Source organism: Hydrogenophaga sp. ANAO-22 (genome assembly GCF_042466645.1).
Lineage (GTDB): Bacteria > Pseudomonadota > Gammaproteobacteria > Burkholderiales > Burkholderiaceae_C > Hydrogenophaga.
In genome coordinates, this window is sequence record NZ_CP159956.1 from 2,922,872 (window position 1) to 2,943,580 (window position 20,709).

Consider the following 20,709-nt stretch of genomic DNA (forward strand, 5'->3'; position numbering starts at 1 on the left):
CTCAGGCGATGGCGAGCTTGCGCTTGGGCGCCTTCTTCGCGCGCTGGGGCGCGGCGGCGGCGGGCGCGTCGATCATCTGCAGCACCACCAGGCGCACGCCGGCCTGCAGGGTGGCGATGGCCTTCCTGTCGCCCGAGAGGTGCTTGAGCAGGGCCTGCTGGAACAGGCCGTCGAGCAGGGCATAGGCCACCTCGCTCGGCGCCTTCACCGGCGCGCCCGCGAGCTCCGAGAGGCGCTGCATCACGCGCCAGATCATTTTCTCCAGGCTCTTGTCGATGGCCTCCACGTCGTCGCGCAGCGCCTCCTCGAACAGCGCCTGCGAGCGCAGGTCGTACCAGAGCCGGTGCATGGTGGTCTCGGTGCGCAGCGTCTCGCCCAGCGCGTCGGCAAAACCGTCGAGCAGTTGTTCGAAGTGGGTGGAGGTCGTCGTGACCTCGTCGTAGCGCGTCACGCAGCGCGCCTTGTACTGGCGCACGCTGCACAGGATCAGGTCGAGCTTGTCGGTGAAGTAGTAGTGCAGCACGCCGTGCGAGAACGCCGAGTTCTGCGCGATCTCGCGCAGGCTGGTGCGCGCGTAGCCCAGGTCGGCCAGCGTCTGCAGCGCGGCCTCGCCGAGTTCGGCGCGGCGTTCGTTGAACTTGTCGTTGCGGGGGGGCGCTTTGCTCATCGGGCCATTGTAAGGACGGCCGCCCGCCCGCGCCATTCGAATTTGGACAGTCGTCAAGAAAAATCTTGACACTTGTCAAGAAAGCTCCGTAGCATGGAGCCGTTCCTCGAAGAACACGGTCCACACACACCAGGAGACAAACATGGCGAAGTTCGATCTGACCGGCCGCAAGGCCCTGGTCACCGGGGGCGCGCGCGGCCTCGGCGAAGGCATGGCACAGGCGCTCGCGGCAGCGGGTGCCTCGGTGATGATTGGCGACGTGCTCACGTCGCTCGGCCAGGAGACGGCGGGCAAGCTGCCCGTCACCGGCGGCGCGAAAGCCGGTTTCGTGAAGCTCGACGTGACGCAGGAGGCCGACTGGCAGGCCGCCGTGAAGGCCACGGTGGACACGCTGGGCGGCTTCGACATCCTGATCAACAACGCCGGCATCGAGGTCACCGCGCTGGTGGCCGACATCGAGCCCGAGGCGCTGCGCAAGATGCTGGACGTGAACATCGTCGGCACGGCGCTGGGCCTCAAGCACGCCTTCCGCGCCATGCGGCCCAACGGCGCCGCCGGCCAGGGCGGGGCGGTGGTCAACATCTCGTCGGTCGCGGCCACCATCGCCTTCCCCGCCATCGCGGGCTACTCGGCCACCAAGTCGGCGGTGGACCGCCTCACCCGCGTGGCCGCGATGGAAGCCGGCAAACTCGGCTACGGCGTGCGCGTGAACTGCATCTACCCCGGCCTGGTGCCGACCGAGATGGGCATGAAGCTCGCGGGTGACGTGGTGGCCGCCGGCCTGTTCGCCTCGCCCGACGCGGCGGTGGGCGCGATCATCGAGCAGACCCCCTCGGGCCGCCTGGGCGAGGTGGGCGACATGGCGGACGCGGTGGTCTTCCTCTGTTCGGACGCGGCGCGCTTCATCAACGGCGCGGGCCTGCCGGTCGACGGCGGCATGGGCATGTGAACCGGGAGAACACCATGAGCAAAACCAGCAAGAAACCCGTCATCGTCTACGGCGCCTCCGGCTACACCGGCCGCCTGGTCTGCGAGTACCTGCGCGAGTACAACATCCCCTTCATCGCCGCCGGCCGCAGCGCCGACAAGCTCAACGCCGCCATGCAGGCCAACGTGCCCGGCATCGAGACCGCGAGCTTCGAGGTGGTGGAGGTCGATCACTCGGTCAAGGCGCTCACCGAGCTCTTCAAGGGCGCCTCGGTGGTGCTCAACACCGTCGGCCCGTTCGCGAAGTTCGGCCCCGAGGTGGTGCAGGCCTGCCTGGCCGCGAAGTGCCACTACACCGACACCACCGGCGAGCAGGACTGGCTGATCACGCTGGACGAGCAGTACGGCGAGAAGTTCGCCAACGCCGGCCTGCTGCTCTCGCCCGGCCTGGCGCAGATGTACACCACCGGCGAGATCGCTGCGCAGCTCTGCCTGGAGACGCCGGGCCTGGACACGCTGGACATCGCGGTGTTCTGGGGCGGCAGCCCGACCATCGCGTCCACGCAGACCATCCTGGTCAATGCCGCCATGGCCAAGGCCTACCACCTGCAGCAGAACCAGTTCGTCGAATGGCAGCCCGACGCCGGGCTCTACCAGCTGGCGATTCCCGGCCAGCACGAGATGGCGCTGGCCCTGCCCTGGGGCGGCACCTCGCACCCGGTGTGGTTCAAGCGCGATCCGCGCGTGGCCAACGTGAAGGTGCTCGGCGGCGTGTTCAACAAGCCGCTGATGCAGGGCGTGCCGCTGATCGTGGCCGCCGCGCTGGAAGCCACCAAGGACATGAACCCCGACGACCGCTACGCCGCGCTCGCGCAGACCGCGGCCGGCGTGATGAACACCATGCCGCCGCGCGAGAACCCGCGCATCAACAAGTCGGTCGACTCGGTGCACGCCTCGGGCCCGCTGGGTCGCGCGCACTGCGTCATCTTCGGCAACTGCAACTACAAGCAGACCGGGATGATGCAGGCCTTCGCCGCCAACTGGCTGCTGCAGCAGCCACCGAAGCGCGTGGGTTTCGCCTCGGGCTGCCAGGCCTTCGGCCACCACGAGCTGCTCGGTGCGTTGCGCGGCTTCGGCCTGGTGCAGGCCCCGGTGCTGACCGTGCACGTGTGAAACGGGCCCCTCCATGCGACTGATCGACTACCTCGACAAGGGGGCCATGCTCGGCCCGGACGCGCCCTGTCTCTCGATGGGTGGCATGGACCTGAGCTACGACGACGTGCGGCGCATCAGCCACCGCGTGGCGCGCGCGCTGGCGCGCACCGGCATCGACCCCGGCGCCAAGGTGGCGGTGCTCTCCGGCAACGACGCGCTGGCCTTTGCCTGCGTGTTCGGCATCTCGCGCGCGGGCGCCGTGTGGTGCCCGGTGAACCCGCGCAACGAGGCCTCGGAAAACCGCCACGTGCTCGACGCCTTCGACTGCAGCTGCCTGATCTTCCACAGCGCCTACGCGCCCATGGTCGAGCAGATGCGCGCGCAGCTGCCCAAGGTGCGCGTGTACGTGTGCCTCGACGCCGTGCTGCCCTTCGCGCCCTCCTGGGCGCAATGGGCCGACGGCACCAGCGACGAGCCGGTGGAGGTGCTCCCGGTGGACGACCTGGCCATGATCGCGGGCACCGGCGGCACCACCGGCAGCCCGAAGGGCGTGATGCTCTCGGGCCGCAACCTGGAGACCATGAGCGCGCTCACGCTCATGGGTTACCCGTTCGACGGCCGGCCCACCTACCTCGCGCTCGCGCCGCTCACGCACGCGGCCGGCGTGTTGTGCCTGCCGGTGATGGCGCTGGGCGGGCGCGTGGTCATCATGCCCAAGCCCGACCTGGGCGAGTTCCTGTCGCTGATCGAGCGCCACCGCGTCACCCACACCTTCCTGCCGCCCACGCTGATCTACATGCTGCTGCAGCACGAGCGGCTGGCGACGACGAAGCTCGATTCGCTGCAGTGCTTCTGGTACGGCGCCGCGCCGATCTCGGCCGCGCGGCTGGAAGAAGCCTTGAGCAAGATCGGCCCGGTGATGGCGCAGCTCTTCGGCCAGACCGAGGCGCCGATGATGATTTCCATGATGTCGCCGCGCGAACACTTCCACGCCGACGGCAGCGTGGCGCGCGAGCGCCTCTCGTCCGCCGGGCGGCCCGGCCCGCTGGTGCAGGTGGCGACCATGGACAGCGAAGGCGTGCTGCTGCCCCCGGGCGGGACCGGCGAGATCGTGGTGCGCAGCTCGCTGGTGATGATGGGCTACTACCAGGATCCGAAAGCCACGGCCGAGGCCGGCCGCTTCGGCTGGCACCACACCGGCGACATCGGCCGGCTGGACGCGGACGGTTTCCTCTACATCGTCGACCGCGCCAAGGACATGATCATCACCGGCGGCTTCAACGTCTACTCGGTCGAGGTCGAGCAGGCGCTGATGCAGCACCCCGACGTGCAGGACAGCGCCGTGATCGGCCTGCCCGACGAGAAGTGGGGCGAGGCGGTGGTGGCGGTGCTGCAGCCGCACGCGGGTCGCGCGCTCGTGCCCGAGGAGATCATCGCCTTCGTGAAGGCGCGCATCGGCAGCGTGAAGGCGCCCAAGCGGGTCGAGGTCTGGCCCGACCTGCCGCGCTCCAAGGTCGGCAAGGTGATGAAGAAGGACATCCGCGCCGAGCTGCTGGCGCGCATGGGGCGCTAAGCCGGCGCCTGAGCGAGCAAAGGCGCGGTGCGCTCGGCGATGAAGTCGCGCAGGCAGCGCACCAGCGGCGTGAGCTGGCGCCGGCTGGGCATCACGAGGAACAGCGGCACGGCCTCGGTGGTCCAGTCGGTGCACAGGGCCTGCAGGCGGCCCTGCGCCAGGTCGTCGGCCACGTCGAAGAACGACTTGTAGGCGATGCCCTTGCCCAGCAGGGCCCAGCGCCGCACCGCGTCGCCGTCGTTGGACACGTTGACGCTTTTCACGCGCACGGTGATCTCCGGGCTGGCGTCCCCGCGCGAGAAGCGCCAGCGGTCGTGCACCTCGTCGTGGAGCATGAAGCACAGGCAGTCGTGCCCGGTCAGCTCGTGCGGCGTCGCGGGCGCGCCGTGCCGCGCCAGGTAGGCCGGCGAGGCGCACAGCACGCGCCGGTGCGAGGCCGCCAGCGGCAGGGCCACGAGGTTGGAGTCCGGCGGTTTGCCATAACGGAAGGCCGCATCCACCGGGCTGCTGTAGACGTTGGCGATGCTGTCCGACAGCAGCAGGCGGATGTCCACCTGCGGGTGCGTGTCCTGGAACTGATTGAGCCAGGGCAGCAGCAGGTTGCGGCCCAGGTCGGACGGCGCGGCGAGCTGCAGCACGCCGCGCAAGGCCTGTTCGCCCGCGCCGATCTGCTGGCTCGCCTGCTGCAGCGCCTCCAGCGCCGGGCGGCACTGTTCGAGGAAGCGCTCGCCCTGTTGCGTGAGCCGCAGGCTGCGCGTGGAGCGCACGAACAGCGGCGCGCCCAGTTCGGCCTCCAGCCGCTTGAGCGCGGCGCTGGTGGCGGCCGGCGTGAGGTCGAGCGCGCGCGCCGTGGCCGACAGGCTGCCGCTGTCGACGGTGCGCACGAAGATGTCCAGGTCCTGCAGGGCTTTCATGATTTTCAAATTCTGCTTGAAGATGGATTCAAAGACCAGGTGGTTTTTCAAATGAATGGATCGCGAGACCATGCTGTCCATTCCCACTTCACCGAAAGCCCGCCATGACCTCCCCCCTGTTCCGCCCCCTCGAACTCGGCCCGCTGCACCTGCCCAACCGCCTGGTGATGGCGCCGCTCACGCGCAGCCGCAGCAGCCAGCCCGGCAACGTGCCCAACGAACTCATGGCCCGCTACTACGCGCAGCGCGCCAGCGCCGGCCTGATCGTGTCCGAAGCCACCCAGATCTCGCCGCAGGGCCAGGGCTACAGCTTCACGCCCGGCATCCACAGTGAGGCCCAGGTGGACGGCTGGCGCCGCGTGACCGACGCGGTGCACGCGGCCGGCGGGCGCATGGTGCTGCAGCTGTGGCACGTGGGCCGCATGTCGCACGCCAGCTTCCACGCCGACGGCCTGCCGGTGGCGCCCTCGGCCCTCTCGCCCGACGCCAAGGTCTGGGTGATGGGCGAGGACGGCGTGGGCCGCATGGTGGATGCCCCGGTGCCGCGCGCCATGACGCTGCAGGACATCCAGGCCACGATCGGTGACTACCGCCGCGCCGCCGCCAACGCCATGCGCGCCGGCTTCGACGGCGTGGAGATCCACGGCGCCAACGGCTACCTGATCGACCAGTTCCTGCGCACCAGCTCGAACCACCGCACCGACGCCTACGGCGGTGGCATGGCGCAGCGCACGCGCTTCGCTGCCGAGGTGGCCGCCGCCGTGGCAAGCGAAGCCGGCGCGGAGCGCACCGGCATGCGGCTGGCGCCCTACATCACCCAGCGCAACATGGACTGCCCCGAGATCGTGCCCACCATCCTGCACCTGGCCAAACAGCTCGACGAGATCGGCCTGGCCTACATCCACCTGGCCGAGGCCGACTGGGACGACGCGCGCCAGGTGCCCGAGGCGTTCCGCCGCGAGCTGCGCCGAGCCTACCAGGGCCGCGTGATCGTCGCGGGCAAGTACGACGCCCAGCGCGCCGATGCCATCCTGAAGGAAGGCCTGGCCGACCTGGTGGCCTTCGGCCGGCCCTTCATCGCCAACCCCGACCTGCCGGCGCGACTCGCCGCCAAGCTGCCGCTGGCCGAGCTCGATCCGACGACGCTGTTCGGCGGCGGCGCGCGCGGCTACACGGACTACGCCACCGCCGCCGCCTGAGTTCCTGTTCTCTTGTTCTTCTATTTGGAAAGCACCCCATGAAAGCCGTTGGATACCAGAAGCCCCAGGCCATCAGCGAACCCGACTCGTTGATCGACATCACCCTGCCCGAACCCGTGGCCACGGGCCGCGACCTGCTGGTCGAGGTGAAAGCCGTGTCGGTCAACCCGGTGGACACCAAGGTGCGCAAGAGCGGCGCGCCGGCCGAGGGCGAGGCCTGGAAGGTGCTGGGCTGGGACGCCAGCGGCATCGTCAAGGCCGTGGGCCCGGAGGTCACGCTGTTCCAGCCGGGCGACCGCGTCTGGTACGCCGGCTCCATCGCGCGCCCGGGCACCAACAGCGAACTGCACCGGGTGGACGAGCGCATCGTCGGCCACATGCCGACGTCGCTCGACTTCGCGCAGGCCGCCGCGCTGCCGCTGACCGCCATCACCGCCTGGGAAATGCTGTTCGACCGCCTGGGCATAGCCCCGGGCAAGGCGCCCAGCGCGAAAACGCTGCTCATCATCGGCGCCTCGGGCGGCGTGGGCTCCATCCTCACGCAATTGGCCACGCGCCTGACCAGCCTCACCGTCATCGGCACCGCCTCGCGGCCCCAGACGCAGGCCTGGGTGAAAGAGCTGGGCGCGCACCACGTGATCGACCACGGCCGGCCCATTGCGCAAGAGCTCAAGCGCATCGGCTTTCCCCAGGTGGACCACATCGTGAGCCTCACGCAGACCGACGCGCACTTCGATCAGATCGTCGAGGCCATCGCGCCGCAGGGCCAGTTCGGCCTGATCGACGACCCGGCCTCGCTGGACGTGACCAAGTTCAAGCGCAAGTCGGTCTCGGTGCACTGGGAGCTGATGTTCACGCGCGCGCTGTTCGGCACGGCCGACATGGTCGGCCAGCACCGCCTGCTCAACGAGGTGGCCGCGCTGGTCGATGCCGGCCTGATCCGCACCACGCTGGCCGAGCACTTCGGCCCCATCAACGCCGCCAACCTGAAGCGCGCCCGCGCCCTGATCGAATCGGGCAAGGCGCGCGGCAAGGTGGTGCTCGAAGGCTGGGCCTGAGGCTTGCCTAGCGCTTGGCCACCTTCTTTCGCGCCGCGCGGGGCGCGGCGTCGGCGGGCGGTGACACCGTCTCGAAAAACGCGTGCACCATGCGCGCGCTGCGCCGCTCGGCCAGGCACAGCACGTGCGCGTAGGTGTAGATGTCCGCATCGCTGACGCTCACCAGGTGCAGGCCCGGGCCGGGCACGAACTCCACCGTGGACACCGCGGCGATGCCGATGTCCTGCGACACGGCCTCGCGGATCACCTCGCGGCTGCTGATCTCCATCACCACCTCGGGCTCCACGCCGGCCTTGTGCAAGGCCAGCTCCAGCGCCTTGCGCGTGGTCGAACCCTGCTCGCGCAGGATCATGCGCTCGCCCTGCAGTTCGGCCAGCCGGATGCTGCGGCGCCGCGCGAAGCGGTGCTCGCTGGAGGTGAAGATGCCCACGGGGTGGCGGCTGAACGGCACCGAGAGGAAACGGTCGTCCTTCACCAGCTGCGCGAGCACGCCCACGTCGGCGCGGTAGTCGAGCAGGCGGTCCAGCACGTCCTGCGAGTTGCCGGTGCTCACGCTGACCTTGATGGCCGGGTAGTGCTGGCTGAAGTCCGCCAGCATCTTCGTCACGTGGTACGGCCCCACGGCCGCCACGCGCAGCTGGCCGGTGCGCAGCTCGCCCGCGTCGCGCAGCAGGCTCACCGCGTCGCCCTCCAGGCTGAAGATGTTCTGCGCCAGCTGCATCAGCTGTTCGCCCAGCTGCGTGAGCTGCACGCGGCGGCCGCTGCGGTGGAACAGCTCCACCTTGTAGCTCTCCTCGAGAAAGCGCACCTGCGTGGTGATGGTGGGCTGGCTCACGTGCAGGTGCTCCGCGGCCTTGGTGAAACTGCCCATGCGGGCCACGGCGTAGAAGGATCGAAGCTGGGTCAGTCGCATAGAAAAATTGTATAGAACTCCGCCAATCTTTGAATTGGTCTCGGCTGAACGGCGGTGGTTTACTGCGTCCAGAGCGGTGCAGGAGTCGACAGAACCACCGGACGCTCGTGATTTTTCATCGTTGTCACAGGCGCGTCACACCCGGCTGAAAAACTCCAAGCCGGGCAAGTCCGCTCAGTCGAAGATGGAGAATTTTCATGCCCCTAAAAACCCCCGGAGACAAGCTCATGATGAATCGCAGAAAGGTGCTGATCGGCACCGCCGCCACCGTGGCCGGCACGATCGCCTTCCCCGCCCGCTCGCAGCAGGTGCTCACCGTCGGCCTGATCCCGTCGGAAGACTCCCGCGCCATGATCGCCAACAGCCAGAAGATGATGGACATGCTGTCCGCCGCGCTGGGCATGCCGGTCAAGCCCTTCGTGGCGGCCGACTACAACGGCGTGATCGAGGCGCTGCGCTCCAAGCGCCTGGACGTGGCCTACCTCGGCCCGTTCTCGTACGTGCTCGGCGCCACCATCGCGCCCATCGAGGCCTTCGCCGTGGCCGAAACCAAGAAGGCCGGGCGCACGTTCTATCACAGCCAGGTGATCGCGCACAAGGACAGCGGCATCAGGACCGTGGCCGACTTGAAGGGCAAGACCTTCGCCTTCGTCGACCCCAGCTCCACCTCGGGCCACCTGTTCCCCAAGGCCGGTCTCATGAAGGCCGGCTTCGACACCGACAAGGACTTCGGCCGCGTGATCTTCTCGGGCTCGCACGACTCCAGCGCGATCGCCGTGCAGAACAAGAAGGTGGACGCCGCCGCCATCGCCGACCGCATCCTGGACGCGGCCATCGCCAAGGGCCTGGCCAAGCGCGAGGACCTGGTCGAGGTGTGGAAGTCCGACCCCATCCCCGAGTCGCCCACCGTGTGGCGCACCGACCTGCCGGCCGACCTCAAGAAGCGCGTGCAGGCCGCCTTCCTGCAGGTCAAGGACATCCCCTGGTCCGACCAGGGCCAGCTCAACGGTTTCCACCCCACCAACGACGCGGCCTACAACGTGATCCGCGACACCGCCAAGCTGCTCAACCTCGATCTGAGGAAGATGAAATGATCGAGATCCGCAACCTCACCAAGCGCTACGGCGACTTCGTGGCCTTGCACGACGTCAGCCTGAGCGTGGCCAAGGGCGAGTTCGTCGTGATCCTGGGCGCCTCGGGCGCGGGCAAGTCCACGCTGCTGCGCTGCATCAACCACCTCGCCGAGCCCTCGGGCGGCGAGATCCGGGTGGACGGCGAGCTCTCGCGCGGCGACCGCGCCGGCCTGCGCAAGGTGCGCCGCGACGTGGCCATGATCTTCCAGCACTACAACGTGGTGCCGCGCCTCTCGGTGCTGAAGAACGTGCTCACCGGCCGCCTGGGCTCCATGCCCGCGCTGATGTCGTGGTTCCAGCTGTTCCCTCGCGAGGACATCGACGCCGCGCGCGAATGCCTGCGCCGCGTCGAGCTCGAGCACAAGGCCGACGTGCGCACCGACACCCTCTCGGGCGGGCAGAAGCAGCGCGTGGGCATCGCCCGCGCCCTGGCGCAGCACCCCAAGGTGATCCTGGCCGACGAGCCCGTGGCCAGCCTGGACCCCAAGACCTCGCGCAAGGTGCTGCGTTACCTGCAGCAGGCCAGCCGCGACTCCGGCATCACCGTGATCTGCAACCTGCACCAGGTGGACTACGCGCGCGAGTTCGGCCAGCGCGTGATCGGTGTGGCCGGCGGGCGCATCGTGTTCGAGGGCCGGCCCGACGAACTCACCGACGAGGTGCTGCAGCGCATCTACCCCGGCGGCCTCGAAGGCCCCACCCCACCCGACGCACCGGCGGCCTCGGTGGCCGTGCCGTCCCCTGTCGCGGCGCACGCCGCTCCCCAACTGGCTTTGGAGCAACCATGATCGGCATCGGACGCTACAACCTGCTCGTCGCCAAGAGCGGCGGCAACGACGGCTGGTGGAAATACGCCGTCACCGGCCTGGCCCTGCTCGCCGTCATCTGGTGGGCCGCCATCGGCAGCCAGGTCAGCTTCAGCGAACTGGTCAAGGGCGCGCCCTGGATCGGCGACTTCCTCTCGCGCATGTTCCCCCCAAACTGGGAATTCGCGTCCAAGCTGGTCACGCCCGCCATCGAGACCGTGCAGATCGCGATCTGGGGCACGCTGCTGGCCCTCGTGCTCGCGGTGCCGGTGTGTTTCCTGGCCGCGCGCAACCTCTCGCCGCACCCCGTGGTGTTCCACTTCATGCGCCAGGTGCTCAACATCATGCGCGGCATCAACGAGATCATCCTCGCGCTGATCTTCGTCGCCGCCGTCGGCCTGGGCCCGTTCCCCGGTGTGTTGGCCCTCGCCTTGCACGGCGCCGGCATGCTGGGCAAGTTCTTCGCCGAGTCCATCGAAGACATCGACCAGGGCCCGATCGAAGCCCTGCGCTCCACCGGCGCGGGCCCGATCCAGATCATCATCTTCGGCGTGCTGCCGCAGGTGGTCACGACCTGGATCGCCGTCATCCTCTACCGCTTCGAGACCAACCTGCGCCAGGCCACCGTGCTGGGCATGGTGGGCGCGGGCGGCATCGGCTTCGAACTGGTGGGCAGCATGAAGCTGTTCCAGTACCAGGACACGGCCACCTGCATTCTCGTGATCGTGGCCATGGTCATGACCGCCGATTACGTTTCCAGCAAGCTTCGCGCTTGGATCCAACAAGGAGCACGTTGATGGCCCCGGACCAATTCAAACTCAAGGTCAATGATCGCGAGTACAACAAGCCGGCGCAGCCGGTGGTGGTGGTGTGTGTCGATGGCTGCGAGCCCGACTACATCACGCAGGCCATCCAGGCCGGCGTGGCACCCTTTCTGAAAAAGATGCTGGCCAAGGGCACCTCGCTGGTCGGCGACTGCGTGGTCCCCAGCTTCACCAACCCGAACAACCTGTCCATCGTCACCGGCGCGCCACCCTCGGTGCACGGCATCTGCGGCAACTACTTCCTCGACACCGCGCTGGGCAAGGAAGTGATGATGAACGACCCGGCCTACCTGCGGGCCGAGACGCTGCTGGCCGCGTTCTCCCGGGCCGGTGCGAGCGTGGCCGTGGTCACCGCCAAGGACAAGCTGCGCACCCTGCTGGGCCACCAGCTCGAAGGCGGCATCTGCTTCTCGGCCGAGAAGGCCGACAAGGCCACCGTGGCCGACAGCGGCATCGACCGCGTGCTCGAGCTCGTGGGCAAGCCCGTGCCCTCGGTCTACAGCGCCGACCTGAGCGAGTTCGTGTTCGCCGCCGGTGTGAAGCTGCTGGAGGCGCGCCGGCCCGACCTGATGTACCTCTCCACCACCGACTACGTGCAGCACAAGTGCGCGCCCGGCACCCAGGGCGCGAACGACTTCTACGCCATGATGGACGGTTACCTGGCCCAGCTCGACGCGCTTGGTGCGGTGATCGCGCTCACCGCCGACCACGGCATGAGCCCCAAGACCGACGCCGCCGGCCAGCCGCGCATCGTCTTCCTGCAGGAGGTGCTGGACGAGACCGCCGGGGCCGGTGGCAGCCGCGTGATCCTGCCCATCACCGACCCCTACGTGGTGCACCACGGCGCGCTCGGCTCCTTCGCCACCGTCTACCTGCCGCGCGGCGCGAACGCCCGCACCATCGCCAGCGCCCTCATGAGCCACGACGGCATCGAAGCCGTGCTCACGCGCGACGAGGCCGCCGAACGCTTCGAGCTGCCACCCGACCGCATCGGCGACCTGGTGGTGATCTCCGACCACCTCACCGTGCTGGGCACGCGCGCCGCCGAACACGACCTCAGCGGCCTGACCGTGCCGCTGCGCTCGCACGGCGGCCTGTCCGAACAGAAGGTGCCGCTGCTGTTCAACCGGAAGCTGCAAGGCCTGCTCCCCGGGCGCCGGCTGCGCAACTTCGACATCTTCGACCTGGCGCTCAACCACGCCGTGCTCACGACCGCCTGAAGGCTTTCCATGACCGCGAACTACTTCAATCCCGTGCACAGCGTGTACGGGCCAGGGGCCCTGTTGTCTCTGCCGAAGCTGCTGGGGGGCCGCAAGGCCGCCCTGGTGACCTTCCCCGAGGCGCGCCAGCTCGGCCTGCTGGCCCGGCTGGAGGGCGTGCTCGGCGCGCAGCTGGCCTGCGTGATCGACCAGGTGCTGCCCAACCCCGACGTGGCCGAACTCGCGGCGACGCACGAGGCCTTCTGGCGCGACCACGCCGACGTGGAGGTCATCGTGGCCGTCGGTGGCGGCAGCGCGATCGACACCGCCAAGGCCCTCATGGTCGGCACCGCCAGCGGCCGCTTCCAGGAACTGGTGGACCTGCTGGCCACCGGCGCGGCCTTCACGCCGCACGCGGTCAAGACCCTGATTGCCGTGCCCACCACCGCCGGCACCGGCAGCGAGGTCACGCCCTGGGCCACCATCTGGGACCGGGAAAGCCAGAAGAAGTACTCGCTGCACCTGCCGCAGACCTGGCCCACGGCGGCCCTCATCGACCCCGAACTGATGCTCTCGCTGCCGCCCGCGGTGACGCTGCAGAGCGGCCTCGATGCCTTGTCGCACGCGCTCGAATCGATCTGGAACGTCAACGCCAACCCGATCTCCGACGCGTTCGCGATCTCGGCGGTGAGAGACATCCTCGACGTGTTGCCGCGCCTGATGCGCGAGCTGGGCAACCTGGAGCTGCGCGGTCGCATGGCGCTGGCCGCGCTCAAGGCCGGCATGGCGTTCTCCAACACCAAGACGGCGCTGGCGCACTCCATCTCCTACGAGATGACGCTGCGCTACGGCCTGCCGCACGGCATCGCCTGCTCCTTCCCCTTGCCCATGGTGCTGGCGCGCGCCATCGGCCGCCGGGCCGACCGCGACGCCGTGCTCGAGCAGGCGCTGGGCGGGCCGCTGTCCAGCGCCCCCGTGCGCCTGGCGCGCTTCATCGAACAGTTCGGCGTCGGCACGCGCTTCTGCGACTACGGCGTGAGCGACGAAGAAGCCGAACAGATGGTGCTGCACGCCCAGGGTGGCGCGCGCGGCAAGAATTTCATTGGCAGCGCCGAGGAGACCCTGGCATGAACGCACGCAACCCCTTGCGCGACAGCGAACACTTCCGCGCCGAGGCGCTGCGCATCGGCGGCGAGCGCATCGCGCGCGAACGCACGCTCGACGTGATCAACCCCTACAACCGCGAGCGCGTGGGCACCGTGCCCCTGGCCACGCTGGACGACGTGCGCCGCGCGTACCACATCGCCCACGCCTACCAGGCCCAGCTCACGCGCTACGAGCGCTCCAGCATCCTGCAGAAGGCCTCGGCGCTGCTGCGCGCGCGCGCCGAGGAAGCCTCCACGCTGATCACGCTGGAGTCGGGCCTGTGCAAGAAGGACTCGATGTACGAAATCGGCCGCGTGGCCGACGTGCTGGTGTTCGGCGCCAACGAGGCGCTGCGCGACGACGGCCAGGTGTTCTCCTGCGACCTCACGCCGCACGGCAAGAAGCGCAAGGTCATCACCATGCGCGAGCCGCTGCAGGGCGTGATCACCGCCATCACCCCGTTCAACCACCCCATGAACCAGGTGGCGCACAAGGTGGTGCCCAGCATCGCGACCAACAACCGCATGGTGCTCAAGCCCTCCGAGAAGGTGCCGCTCTCGGCCTACTTCCTGGCCGACATCCTGTACGAGGCCGGCCTGCCGCCCGAGATGTTCCAGGTGATCACCGGTGACCCGCGCGAGATCGCCGACGAGATGCTGGTCAACGAGCACGTGGACCTGATCACCTTCACCGGCGGGGTGCCGATCGGCAAATACATCGCGCAGAAGGCCGGCTACCGCCGCATCGTGCTCGAACTCGGTGGCAACGACCCGCTGATCGTGATGGAGGACGCCGACCTCGACAAGGCCTCCGACCTCGCGGTGCAGGGCTCGTACAAGAACTCGGGCCAGCGCTGCACCGCGGTCAAGCGCATGCTGGTGCAGGCCTCGGTGGCGGCCGAGTTCACCGAGCTCGTGGTGGAGAAGACCCGCCGCTGGCAGCACGGCGACCCCATGGACGGCGCGATGGACATGGGCACCGTGATCGACGCCCAGGCCGCCGAGCGCTTCCAGGCCCTGGTGAACGAAGCCGTGTCGCAGGGCGCACGCCTGCTCACCGGCAACGAGCGCGAGGGCGCGCTCTACGCACCGACCGTGCTCGACAACGTGCGGCCCGAGATGACCGTCGTGCGCGAGGAAACCTTCGGCCCGGTCTCGCCCATCATCACCTTCCGCGACATCGACGAAGCCATCCGCATCTCCAACGGCACGGCCTACGGTCTCTCGTCCGGCATCTGCACCAACCGCATGGACCACGCCACCCGCTTCGCGAAAGAGCTGGTGGTGGGCACGGTGAATGTGTGGGAAGTGCCGGGCTATCGCATCGAACTCACGCCCTTCGGCGGCATCAAGGACTCCGGCCTGGGCTACAAGGAAGGCGTGCAGGAGGCCATGAAGTCCTTCTGCAACGGCAAGACCTTCACCCTGCCCTGGTGAACCGGGGCTAGAGGGCGGGTGAACCGCCGGGCTCGCTGAGCCGGTTCCCCCAGCCCTCCACCGTCTCGCGCAGCATGCGCGCGACGATCTTGCTCGCCGGCGTGAGCTGGCCCTGTTTCGGCAGGGCCAGGGTCACGTGGCGCCGCAGGTCGGGGTTGACCACGCGCGAGGCGCGCAGCCGGCCCGCGCGCAGCTCGGCGTCGATGGAGAACGGCCCGAGCAGCGAGTACAGCCCGCGCGTGTGCGCCACCAGCTCGCGCTGCACGCGCAGCGAGTCGGCCTCCACTTCGGCCTGCAGCACGAAGCCCTTGCTGCGCGCCGTCTCGTCCAGCACCGCGCGCCAGTGCGCGGGCCGCCGCGGCAGCACCAGGCGCAGCCCGGCCAGGCGCGCGAATTCGAAGCTCTCGTTCTGCGTCAGCGGGTCGTCCGGCCGCGACACCAGGTAGGTGCCAGCCACGGCCAGCAGCTGCTCGTCCGCGCTGGTGGGCTTCTGGTAGCGGAACAGGATGGCCATGTCCACGCTGCCCATGTCCAGCAGCGTGTCCAGCTCGCCGCCCTGGCCCTCGCGCACGTTGAGCTTGATCTTCGGAAACTCCGCCTGCAGGCGCAGGAACACGTGGGTGATCAGCGGGTGCGCCGCCGAGGGCAGGATGCCCAGCCGCACCTCGCCCATGGGCTCGCCGGCGTCGACGCGGATGTCGGCCAGCAGCTGGTCCGTGTCGCGCACCCAGCCGCGCACGCGCGCCTCCACGTGGCGGCCCAGGTCGGTCAGCGTCACGCCGCGCCCGGTGCGCCGGAACAGCGCGCCGCCGCACTGTTTCTCCAGCTCGCCGATCTGCCGGCTGATGTGCGACTGCACCGTCTGGCGCAGCGCCGCCGCCTTGGTGAAGCTGCCGAGTTCGGCCACTTCGAGGAACAGCCGGAAGTCGTTGGGGTTCATGGGGTCTCCGGGTCTGATATGCCAATCAAGGCATGTCTGAAATCTCCGTTTGCATTCTAGGCAGATGGCGGGCGCTTTCCTAGACTGCGTCCCCATCACCCCCGCGCTGCCCGCAGCGCCCCACCCGGAGACAAGCCCACCATGCGTTTCGCCAGCTTTGAGACCGACGGCCGCGCCACCTACGGGGTGGTCGGCAGCGACGGCCGCCACACCCCGGTGCCCGCCGCCTTCCAGGCGCGCCACCCCGACCTGAAAGCCGCCATCGCCGCCAACGCGCTCGGCGAACTGAACGGCCTGGCCGGCCCCTCGCTCGCGCCCGAGCAGGTGCGCCTGCTGCCCGTGATCCCCAACCCCGGCAAGCTGATCTGCGTGGGCCTGAACTACAAGAGCCACGTGGCCGAGACCAAGCGCGCCGACAGCGAACACCCCTCGCTGTTCCTGCGCTTCAACGACAGCCTGGCCGCGCACGGCGACGCCGTGCTGCGTCCCGCGTTTTCCGACCGCTTCGACTGGGAGGGCGAACTCGCCTTCGTGATCGGCCAGGGCGGCCGCCACATCGCGAAGGAAGACGCCTTCGAGCACATCGCCGGTTATGCCTGCTTCAACGACGTGAGCGTGCGCGACTGGCAGAAACACACCCACCAGTTCACGCCCGGCAAGAACTTCCCCGGCACCGGCCCCTTCGGCCCCTGGCTGGCCACGCGCGACGAGGTGCCCGACGTGACGAAGCTGCAGCTCGAAACCCGCGTCAACGGCCAGGTGATGCAGCACGCCAGCGTGGGCGACCTGATCTTCGACATCCCCACCATCGTGGCCTACATCTCGCGCTTCACGCCGCTCTCGCCCGGCGACGTGATCGCCACCGGCACGCCCGGCGGCGTGGGCGACCGCCGCGAGCCGCCGCTCTACATGAAAGAAGGCGACGTGGTCGAGGTCGAGATCACCGGCCTGGGCATCCTGCGCAACCCCATTGGTACCCACACACCATGAGCAACACCAACCTCACCCCCCATGACGCGCGGCTGCGCGTCGCCGTCGACATCGGTGGCACCTTCACCGACATGGCCGCCTTCGACGAAGTCACCGGCCAGCTGCTGTTCGGCAAGGCCCTGTCCACCCACGGCCAGCTGGTCAACGGCATCCAGGCCACGCTGGACAGCGCCGACATCGACCTGCGCGACGGCCACCTGTTCCTGCACGGCTCCACCATCGCCATCAACACCCTGCTGGAGCGCAACGGCGCCAAGACCGCGCTGCTGATCACCGAGGGCTTTCGCGACATCTACGAAATCGGCCGCGTCAACCGGCCCGACGCCTACAACCTGTTCTTCAACAAGCACGAGCCGCTGGTCAAGCGCTCGCTGCGCTACGAGGTGGCCGAGCGCCTGCGCGCCGACGGCAGCACGCACAAGGCGCTGGACGAGGCCGCAGTGCGCGAGCTGGCGCGCGAACTCGGCGGGAAAAACATCGAGGCCGTGGCCGTGCTGTTGCTGCACTCCTACCGCAACCCGGCGCACGAACAGCGCGTGAAACAGATCCTGCAGGAAGAGTTGCCCGGCGCCTTCGTCTGCGCCTCGCACGAGCTGAGCCAGGAATACCGCGAGTTCGAGCGTGTCTCCACCGCCGTGGCCAACGCCTACGTGGGCCCGCGCGTCTCGGCCTACCTCGGCCAGCTCGAAGAGCATCTGAGCAACAAGGGCTTCGAGGGCGACTTCTACGTGGTGCAGTCCACCGGCGGCCTGTTCCCCAGCGAACACGCGCGGCGCGACTGCGTGCGCATGCTCGAGTCCGGCCCGGCGGCCGGCGTGATCGGTGCCCAGGCCATCTGCGCCCAGCTCGGCATGGGCGACGCCATCGCCTTCGACATGGGCGGCACCACCGCCAAGGCCGGCGTGATCAGCGAAGGCCGGCCGCTGACCACCGGCAGCGCGCTCATCGGCGGCTACGAGCGCGCCCTGCCGATCCAGATTCCCATGATGGACATCCACGAGGTCGGCACCGGCGGCGGCTCCATCGCTCGCGTGGAAACCGGCAACGCCCTGCGCGTGGGCCCGCAGAGCGCGGGCTCCATCCCCGGCCCCGTGGCCTACGGCCGTGGCGGCACCGAACCCACCGTGACCGACGCCAACCTCGTGCTCGGCCGCCTCGACGCCGAGCACTTCCTTGGTGGTGAACTCAAGCTCGACCTGGCCGGCACGCAGCGCCAGATGGAAGAGCGCGTGGCCAAGCCCCTGGGGCTGGACGCCACCGCCGCCGCCGACGGCATCCTGCGCATCGCCGTCACCCAGATGTCGCACGCCGTCAAAGCCGTGACCACCGAGCGCGGCCTGGACGCCGGCAGCTTCACCATGGTGGTCTACGGTGGCGCGGGCCCGCTGCACGCCTCGGCCATCGCGCGCGAGATCGGCATCCGCAAGGTGCTCATTCCGTACGCGCCCGGCTACTTCTCGGCCTACGGCATGCTGTTTTCCGACCTGCGCTACGACTACGTGCGCTCCGTGTTCCGCAAGCTCAACGACGTGTCCTTCGACGAGATCGAAGCGCTCTACAAGGGCATGGAAGACGAAGGCCGTGCCGCGCTCGCGGCGTCCGGCATCACGCCCGACGGCATCGTGATCGAGCGCGCGGCCGACATGCGCTACGTGGGCCAGGAACACGCCGTCACGGTGGACCTGCCCGGCGCCTTCTTCGTCGACAAGGACCGCTCGGCCATCAAGAACCACTTCGACCAGGTGCACAAGGTGCGCTACGGCACCTCGGCACCGAAGGAAGCGGCCGACCTCGTGAGCCTGCGCGTGACCGTGCTCGGCACCATGAAGAAACCGCCGCGCCACCACGTGGACGAAGGCGCGGCCTTACCCGAAGCGGCCGCCCTGCGCGGCACCAAGCCGGTGTACTTCCGCGCCGGCGGCTGGGCCGACACGCCGGTCTACAAGCGCGACCTGCTGCGCGCCGGCAACCTCATCAGCGGCCCGGCCCTCATCGAAGAACACGCCTCCACCACCGTGGTCCAGCCCGGCGACGAACTGCGCGTCGACGGCCTGGGCAACCTGCAAATCGCCATCGGGAGTGACCGCTCATGAACGCACGAGACATCCAGAACGCCACGGTCGACCCGGTCACCGTCGAGATCATCCGCAACGGCCTCTTTGCCGTGACGGAGGAGATGAAGACCAACCTCACGCGCACCGCCTACAACCTCATCATCTACGAAGCGCTGGACTTCACGGTGGGCCTGTTCACGAAAGAGGGCGACACCGTCTCCATCGGCCTGGGCCTGCCCATGTTCATCCGCGGCATGGCCGAGACGGTGAAGGCCAAGATCAAACACTTTGGCGTCGAGAACATCAAGCCCGGTGACATCCTCGTCACCAACGACGCCTACACCACCGGCAGCCACCTGAACCACTTCACCTTCACCATGCCGGTGTTCCACGAAGGGCAGCTCGAAGGCTTCACCTGCTGCATGGCGCACTGGCTCGACGTGGGCGGCACCCTGGGCAACGTGACCACCGACATCTTCAGCGAAGGCATCCAGATCCCGATCGTGAAGTACCAGCGCGAAGGCGTGGTCAACCAGGACCTGATCGACATCATCGCCATGAACGTGCGCATGCCCGAGCGCGCGCTGGGCGACCTGCGCGCGCAGATCACCGCCATCACCACCGGCGAGCGCCGCTACGTGGAGCTGCTGCAGCGCTACGGTGCCGACGCGGTCAACGGCTCCATCCGCCAGATCATGGATTCGAGCGAGGCCGTGGCGCGCAAGAACACGCTGTCCATTCCCGACGGCGTGTACGAAGCCGAGTCCTACATGGACGACGACGGCCTGGAGATCGGCAAGCGCATCCCCATCCGCGTCAAGGTCACCGTGAAGGGTGACGAGATGACGGTGGACCTCTCCGACGTGAGCAAGCAGGTGCGCGGCTTCTACAACTCGGGCTTCACCACCGGCATCGCCTGCGCGCAGGTGGCCTACAAGTGCCTCACCACGCCCACCGACTACCCGGTCAACGACGGCAGCTTCCGCTCGCTCAAGGTCATCATGCCCATGGGCACCGTCATCAGCGCCGAGCGGCCCTACCCGATGCGCGTGTGGATGACCTTCCCCATGACGGTGATCGACACCATCTTCAAGGCGCTCGCGCCCGCCATCCCCGACCGCGCCATCGCCGGCCACCACGCCGACCTGGTGTTCCCCAACATCCACGGCATCTCGCCCGAAGACGGCCGGCTGTTCATCGTCGGCATCGGCCCGCTGGGCGGCGGCTGGGGCGCCAAGAGCACGGAAGACGGCGTGTCCGTCACCGTCTGCATCAACGACGGCGACACCCACAACAGCCCGACCGAGCAGCTCGAAGCCAAGTACCCGGTGCTGGTCGAAAAGTACGAGATCCGCAAGGACAGCGCGGGCGCCGGCAAGTACCGCGGCGGCCTGGGTGCCGAGATGGTGGTGCAGGCGCTCTCGCCCTTCACCGTCACCACCCGCATCGACCGCGTGCACTGCAAGCCCTGGGGCCTGGAAGGCGGCGGCGATGCCATGGGCAACGGCCTGGCCGTGCGCCACAAGGGCGAGTGGAAGAGCGACCACCTCAACGCCAAGATCTTCAACGTGCGCCTGGAGCGCGGCGACGCCTACAAGATGCTCTCGGGCGGCGGCGGCGGCTTCGGCAGCCCGCTGGAGCGCGAGGCCGAGAAGGTGGCCGAAGACGTGCGCGAAGGCTATGTGAGCGCCGAGGTGGCGCGCGAGGTCTACCGCGTGGCGCTCGACGCGCAACAGCAAGTGGACGAGGCCGCCACGGCCCGCCTGCGGGCCTGA

18 protein-coding genes are annotated in these 20,709 nt (G+C 68.8%); 14 read left to right on the top strand and 4 right to left on the bottom strand.

What is annotated here, in order from left to right; all coding sequences use genetic code 11:
* Position 1: 1 nt before the first annotated feature.
* A complete protein-coding gene (locus ABSY19_RS14095) occupies positions 2-667 on the bottom strand; it encodes a TetR/AcrR family transcriptional regulator (protein ID WP_382163662.1) in 666 nt (221 codons plus the stop codon).
* 142 nt (positions 668-809) lie between these two features.
* Here ABSY19_RS14095 and ABSY19_RS14100 point away from each other — a divergent pair, with 142 nt between their 5' ends.
* Genes ABSY19_RS14100 through ABSY19_RS14110 form a run of 3 tightly spaced genes read left to right on the top strand, consistent with a single transcriptional unit; the run spans position 810 to position 4,322 of the window.
* The gene (locus ABSY19_RS14100; RefSeq protein WP_382163664.1) at positions 810-1,616 is read left to right on the top strand and encodes an SDR family NAD(P)-dependent oxidoreductase; all 807 of its coding nucleotides are present in this window, start codon (positions 810-812) and stop codon (positions 1,614-1,616) included.
* A gap of 14 nt (positions 1,617-1,630) precedes the next feature.
* A complete protein-coding gene (locus ABSY19_RS14105; RefSeq protein WP_382152321.1) occupies positions 1,631-2,767 on the top strand; it encodes a DUF5938 domain-containing protein in 1,137 nt (378 codons plus the stop codon).
* Between the two features lie 13 nt (positions 2,768-2,780).
* On the top strand, positions 2,781-4,322 hold the full coding sequence (locus ABSY19_RS14110) for an AMP-binding protein (protein ID WP_382152324.1): 1,542 nt from the start codon (positions 2,781-2,783) through the stop codon (positions 4,320-4,322).
* On the opposite strand, the gene ABSY19_RS14115 is transcribed toward ABSY19_RS14110, so the two are convergent.
* Positions 4,319-5,236 (bottom strand): LysR substrate-binding domain-containing protein, encoded by a 918-nt coding sequence (locus ABSY19_RS14115; protein ID WP_382152327.1) that lies wholly within the window; start codon positions 5,234-5,236, stop codon positions 4,319-4,321. The genes ABSY19_RS14110 and ABSY19_RS14115 overlap by 4 nt on opposite strands.
* A gap of 104 nt (positions 5,237-5,340) precedes the next feature.
* On the opposite strand from ABSY19_RS14115, the gene ABSY19_RS14120 reads away from it, so the two are divergent.
* Both ABSY19_RS14120 and ABSY19_RS14125 read left to right on the top strand, forming a co-directional pair.
* Positions 5,341-6,435, top strand: a complete 1,095-nt coding sequence (locus ABSY19_RS14120; protein WP_382152330.1) for an alkene reductase — start codon at positions 5,341-5,343, stop codon at positions 6,433-6,435.
* 38 nt (positions 6,436-6,473) lie between these two features.
* Positions 6,474-7,493, top strand: a complete 1,020-nt coding sequence (locus ABSY19_RS14125) for a zinc-binding alcohol dehydrogenase family protein (protein WP_382152332.1) — start codon at positions 6,474-6,476, stop codon at positions 7,491-7,493.
* A 7-nt stretch (positions 7,494-7,500) separates the two neighbouring features.
* Here the strand turns inward: ABSY19_RS14125 and ABSY19_RS14130 are convergent, their stop codons facing one another.
* A complete protein-coding gene (locus ABSY19_RS14130; RefSeq protein WP_382152335.1) occupies positions 7,501-8,406 on the bottom strand; it encodes a LysR substrate-binding domain-containing protein in 906 nt (301 codons plus the stop codon).
* A gap of 230 nt (positions 8,407-8,636) precedes the next feature.
* Between ABSY19_RS14130 and phnD the strand changes: the two genes are divergently transcribed.
* The 6 genes from phnD to phnY are packed head-to-tail and all read left to right on the top strand — an operon-like array spanning position 8,637 to position 14,950.
* Positions 8,637-9,500, top strand: coding sequence for a phosphonate ABC transporter substrate-binding protein (phnD, locus tag ABSY19_RS14135; RefSeq protein ID WP_382163802.1), 864 nt, complete (start codon positions 8,637-8,639; stop codon positions 9,498-9,500).
* Positions 9,497-10,327 carry a phosphonate ABC transporter ATP-binding protein gene (gene phnC / locus ABSY19_RS14140; RefSeq protein ID WP_382152338.1) on the top strand — a complete coding sequence of 277 codons (831 nt, stop codon included), beginning with the start codon at positions 9,497-9,499 and terminating at the stop codon, positions 10,325-10,327. Before phnD ends, phnC begins: the two co-directional genes overlap by 4 nt.
* Positions 10,324-11,142, top strand: a complete 819-nt coding sequence (phnE, locus tag ABSY19_RS14145; RefSeq protein ID WP_382152341.1) for a phosphonate ABC transporter, permease protein PhnE — start codon at positions 10,324-10,326, stop codon at positions 11,140-11,142. Before phnC ends, phnE begins: the two co-directional genes overlap by 4 nt.
* Positions 11,142-12,389 (top strand): phosphonoacetate hydrolase, encoded by a 1,248-nt coding sequence (gene phnA / locus ABSY19_RS14150; RefSeq protein WP_382152344.1) that lies wholly within the window; start codon positions 11,142-11,144, stop codon positions 12,387-12,389. The genes phnE and phnA overlap by 1 nt, the downstream gene beginning before the upstream one ends.
* Before the next feature lie 9 nt (positions 12,390-12,398).
* Positions 12,399-13,499 (top strand): iron-containing alcohol dehydrogenase PsrA, encoded by a 1,101-nt coding sequence (gene psrA, locus ABSY19_RS14155; protein ID WP_382152347.1) that lies wholly within the window; start codon positions 12,399-12,401, stop codon positions 13,497-13,499.
* Positions 13,496-14,950: a phosphonoacetaldehyde dehydrogenase gene (gene phnY / locus ABSY19_RS14160; protein ID WP_382152350.1), complete on the top strand. Its 1,455-nt coding sequence runs from the start codon at positions 13,496-13,498 to the stop codon at positions 14,948-14,950. The genes psrA and phnY overlap by 4 nt, the downstream gene beginning before the upstream one ends.
* 7 nt (positions 14,951-14,957) lie before the next feature.
* Here the strand turns inward: phnY and ABSY19_RS14165 are convergent, their stop codons facing one another.
* Entirely contained in the window at positions 14,958-15,890 is a 933-nt protein-coding gene (locus ABSY19_RS14165) for a LysR family transcriptional regulator (protein WP_382152353.1), read from the bottom strand.
* A 141-nt stretch (positions 15,891-16,031) separates the two neighbouring features.
* On the opposite strand from ABSY19_RS14165, the gene ABSY19_RS14170 reads away from it, so the two are divergent.
* Genes ABSY19_RS14170 through ABSY19_RS14180 form a run of 3 tightly spaced genes read left to right on the top strand, consistent with a single transcriptional unit; the run spans position 16,032 to position 20,709 of the window.
* Entirely contained in the window at positions 16,032-16,880 is an 849-nt protein-coding gene (locus ABSY19_RS14170; protein WP_382152356.1) for a fumarylacetoacetate hydrolase family protein, read from the top strand.
* Positions 16,877-18,973, top strand: a complete 2,097-nt coding sequence (locus tag ABSY19_RS14175) for a hydantoinase/oxoprolinase family protein (RefSeq protein ID WP_382152359.1) — start codon at positions 16,877-16,879, stop codon at positions 18,971-18,973. The genes ABSY19_RS14170 and ABSY19_RS14175 overlap by 4 nt, the downstream gene beginning before the upstream one ends.
* Positions 18,970-20,709, top strand: a complete 1,740-nt coding sequence (locus ABSY19_RS14180; protein WP_382152362.1) for a hydantoinase B/oxoprolinase family protein — start codon at positions 18,970-18,972, stop codon at positions 20,707-20,709. The genes ABSY19_RS14175 and ABSY19_RS14180 overlap by 4 nt, the downstream gene beginning before the upstream one ends.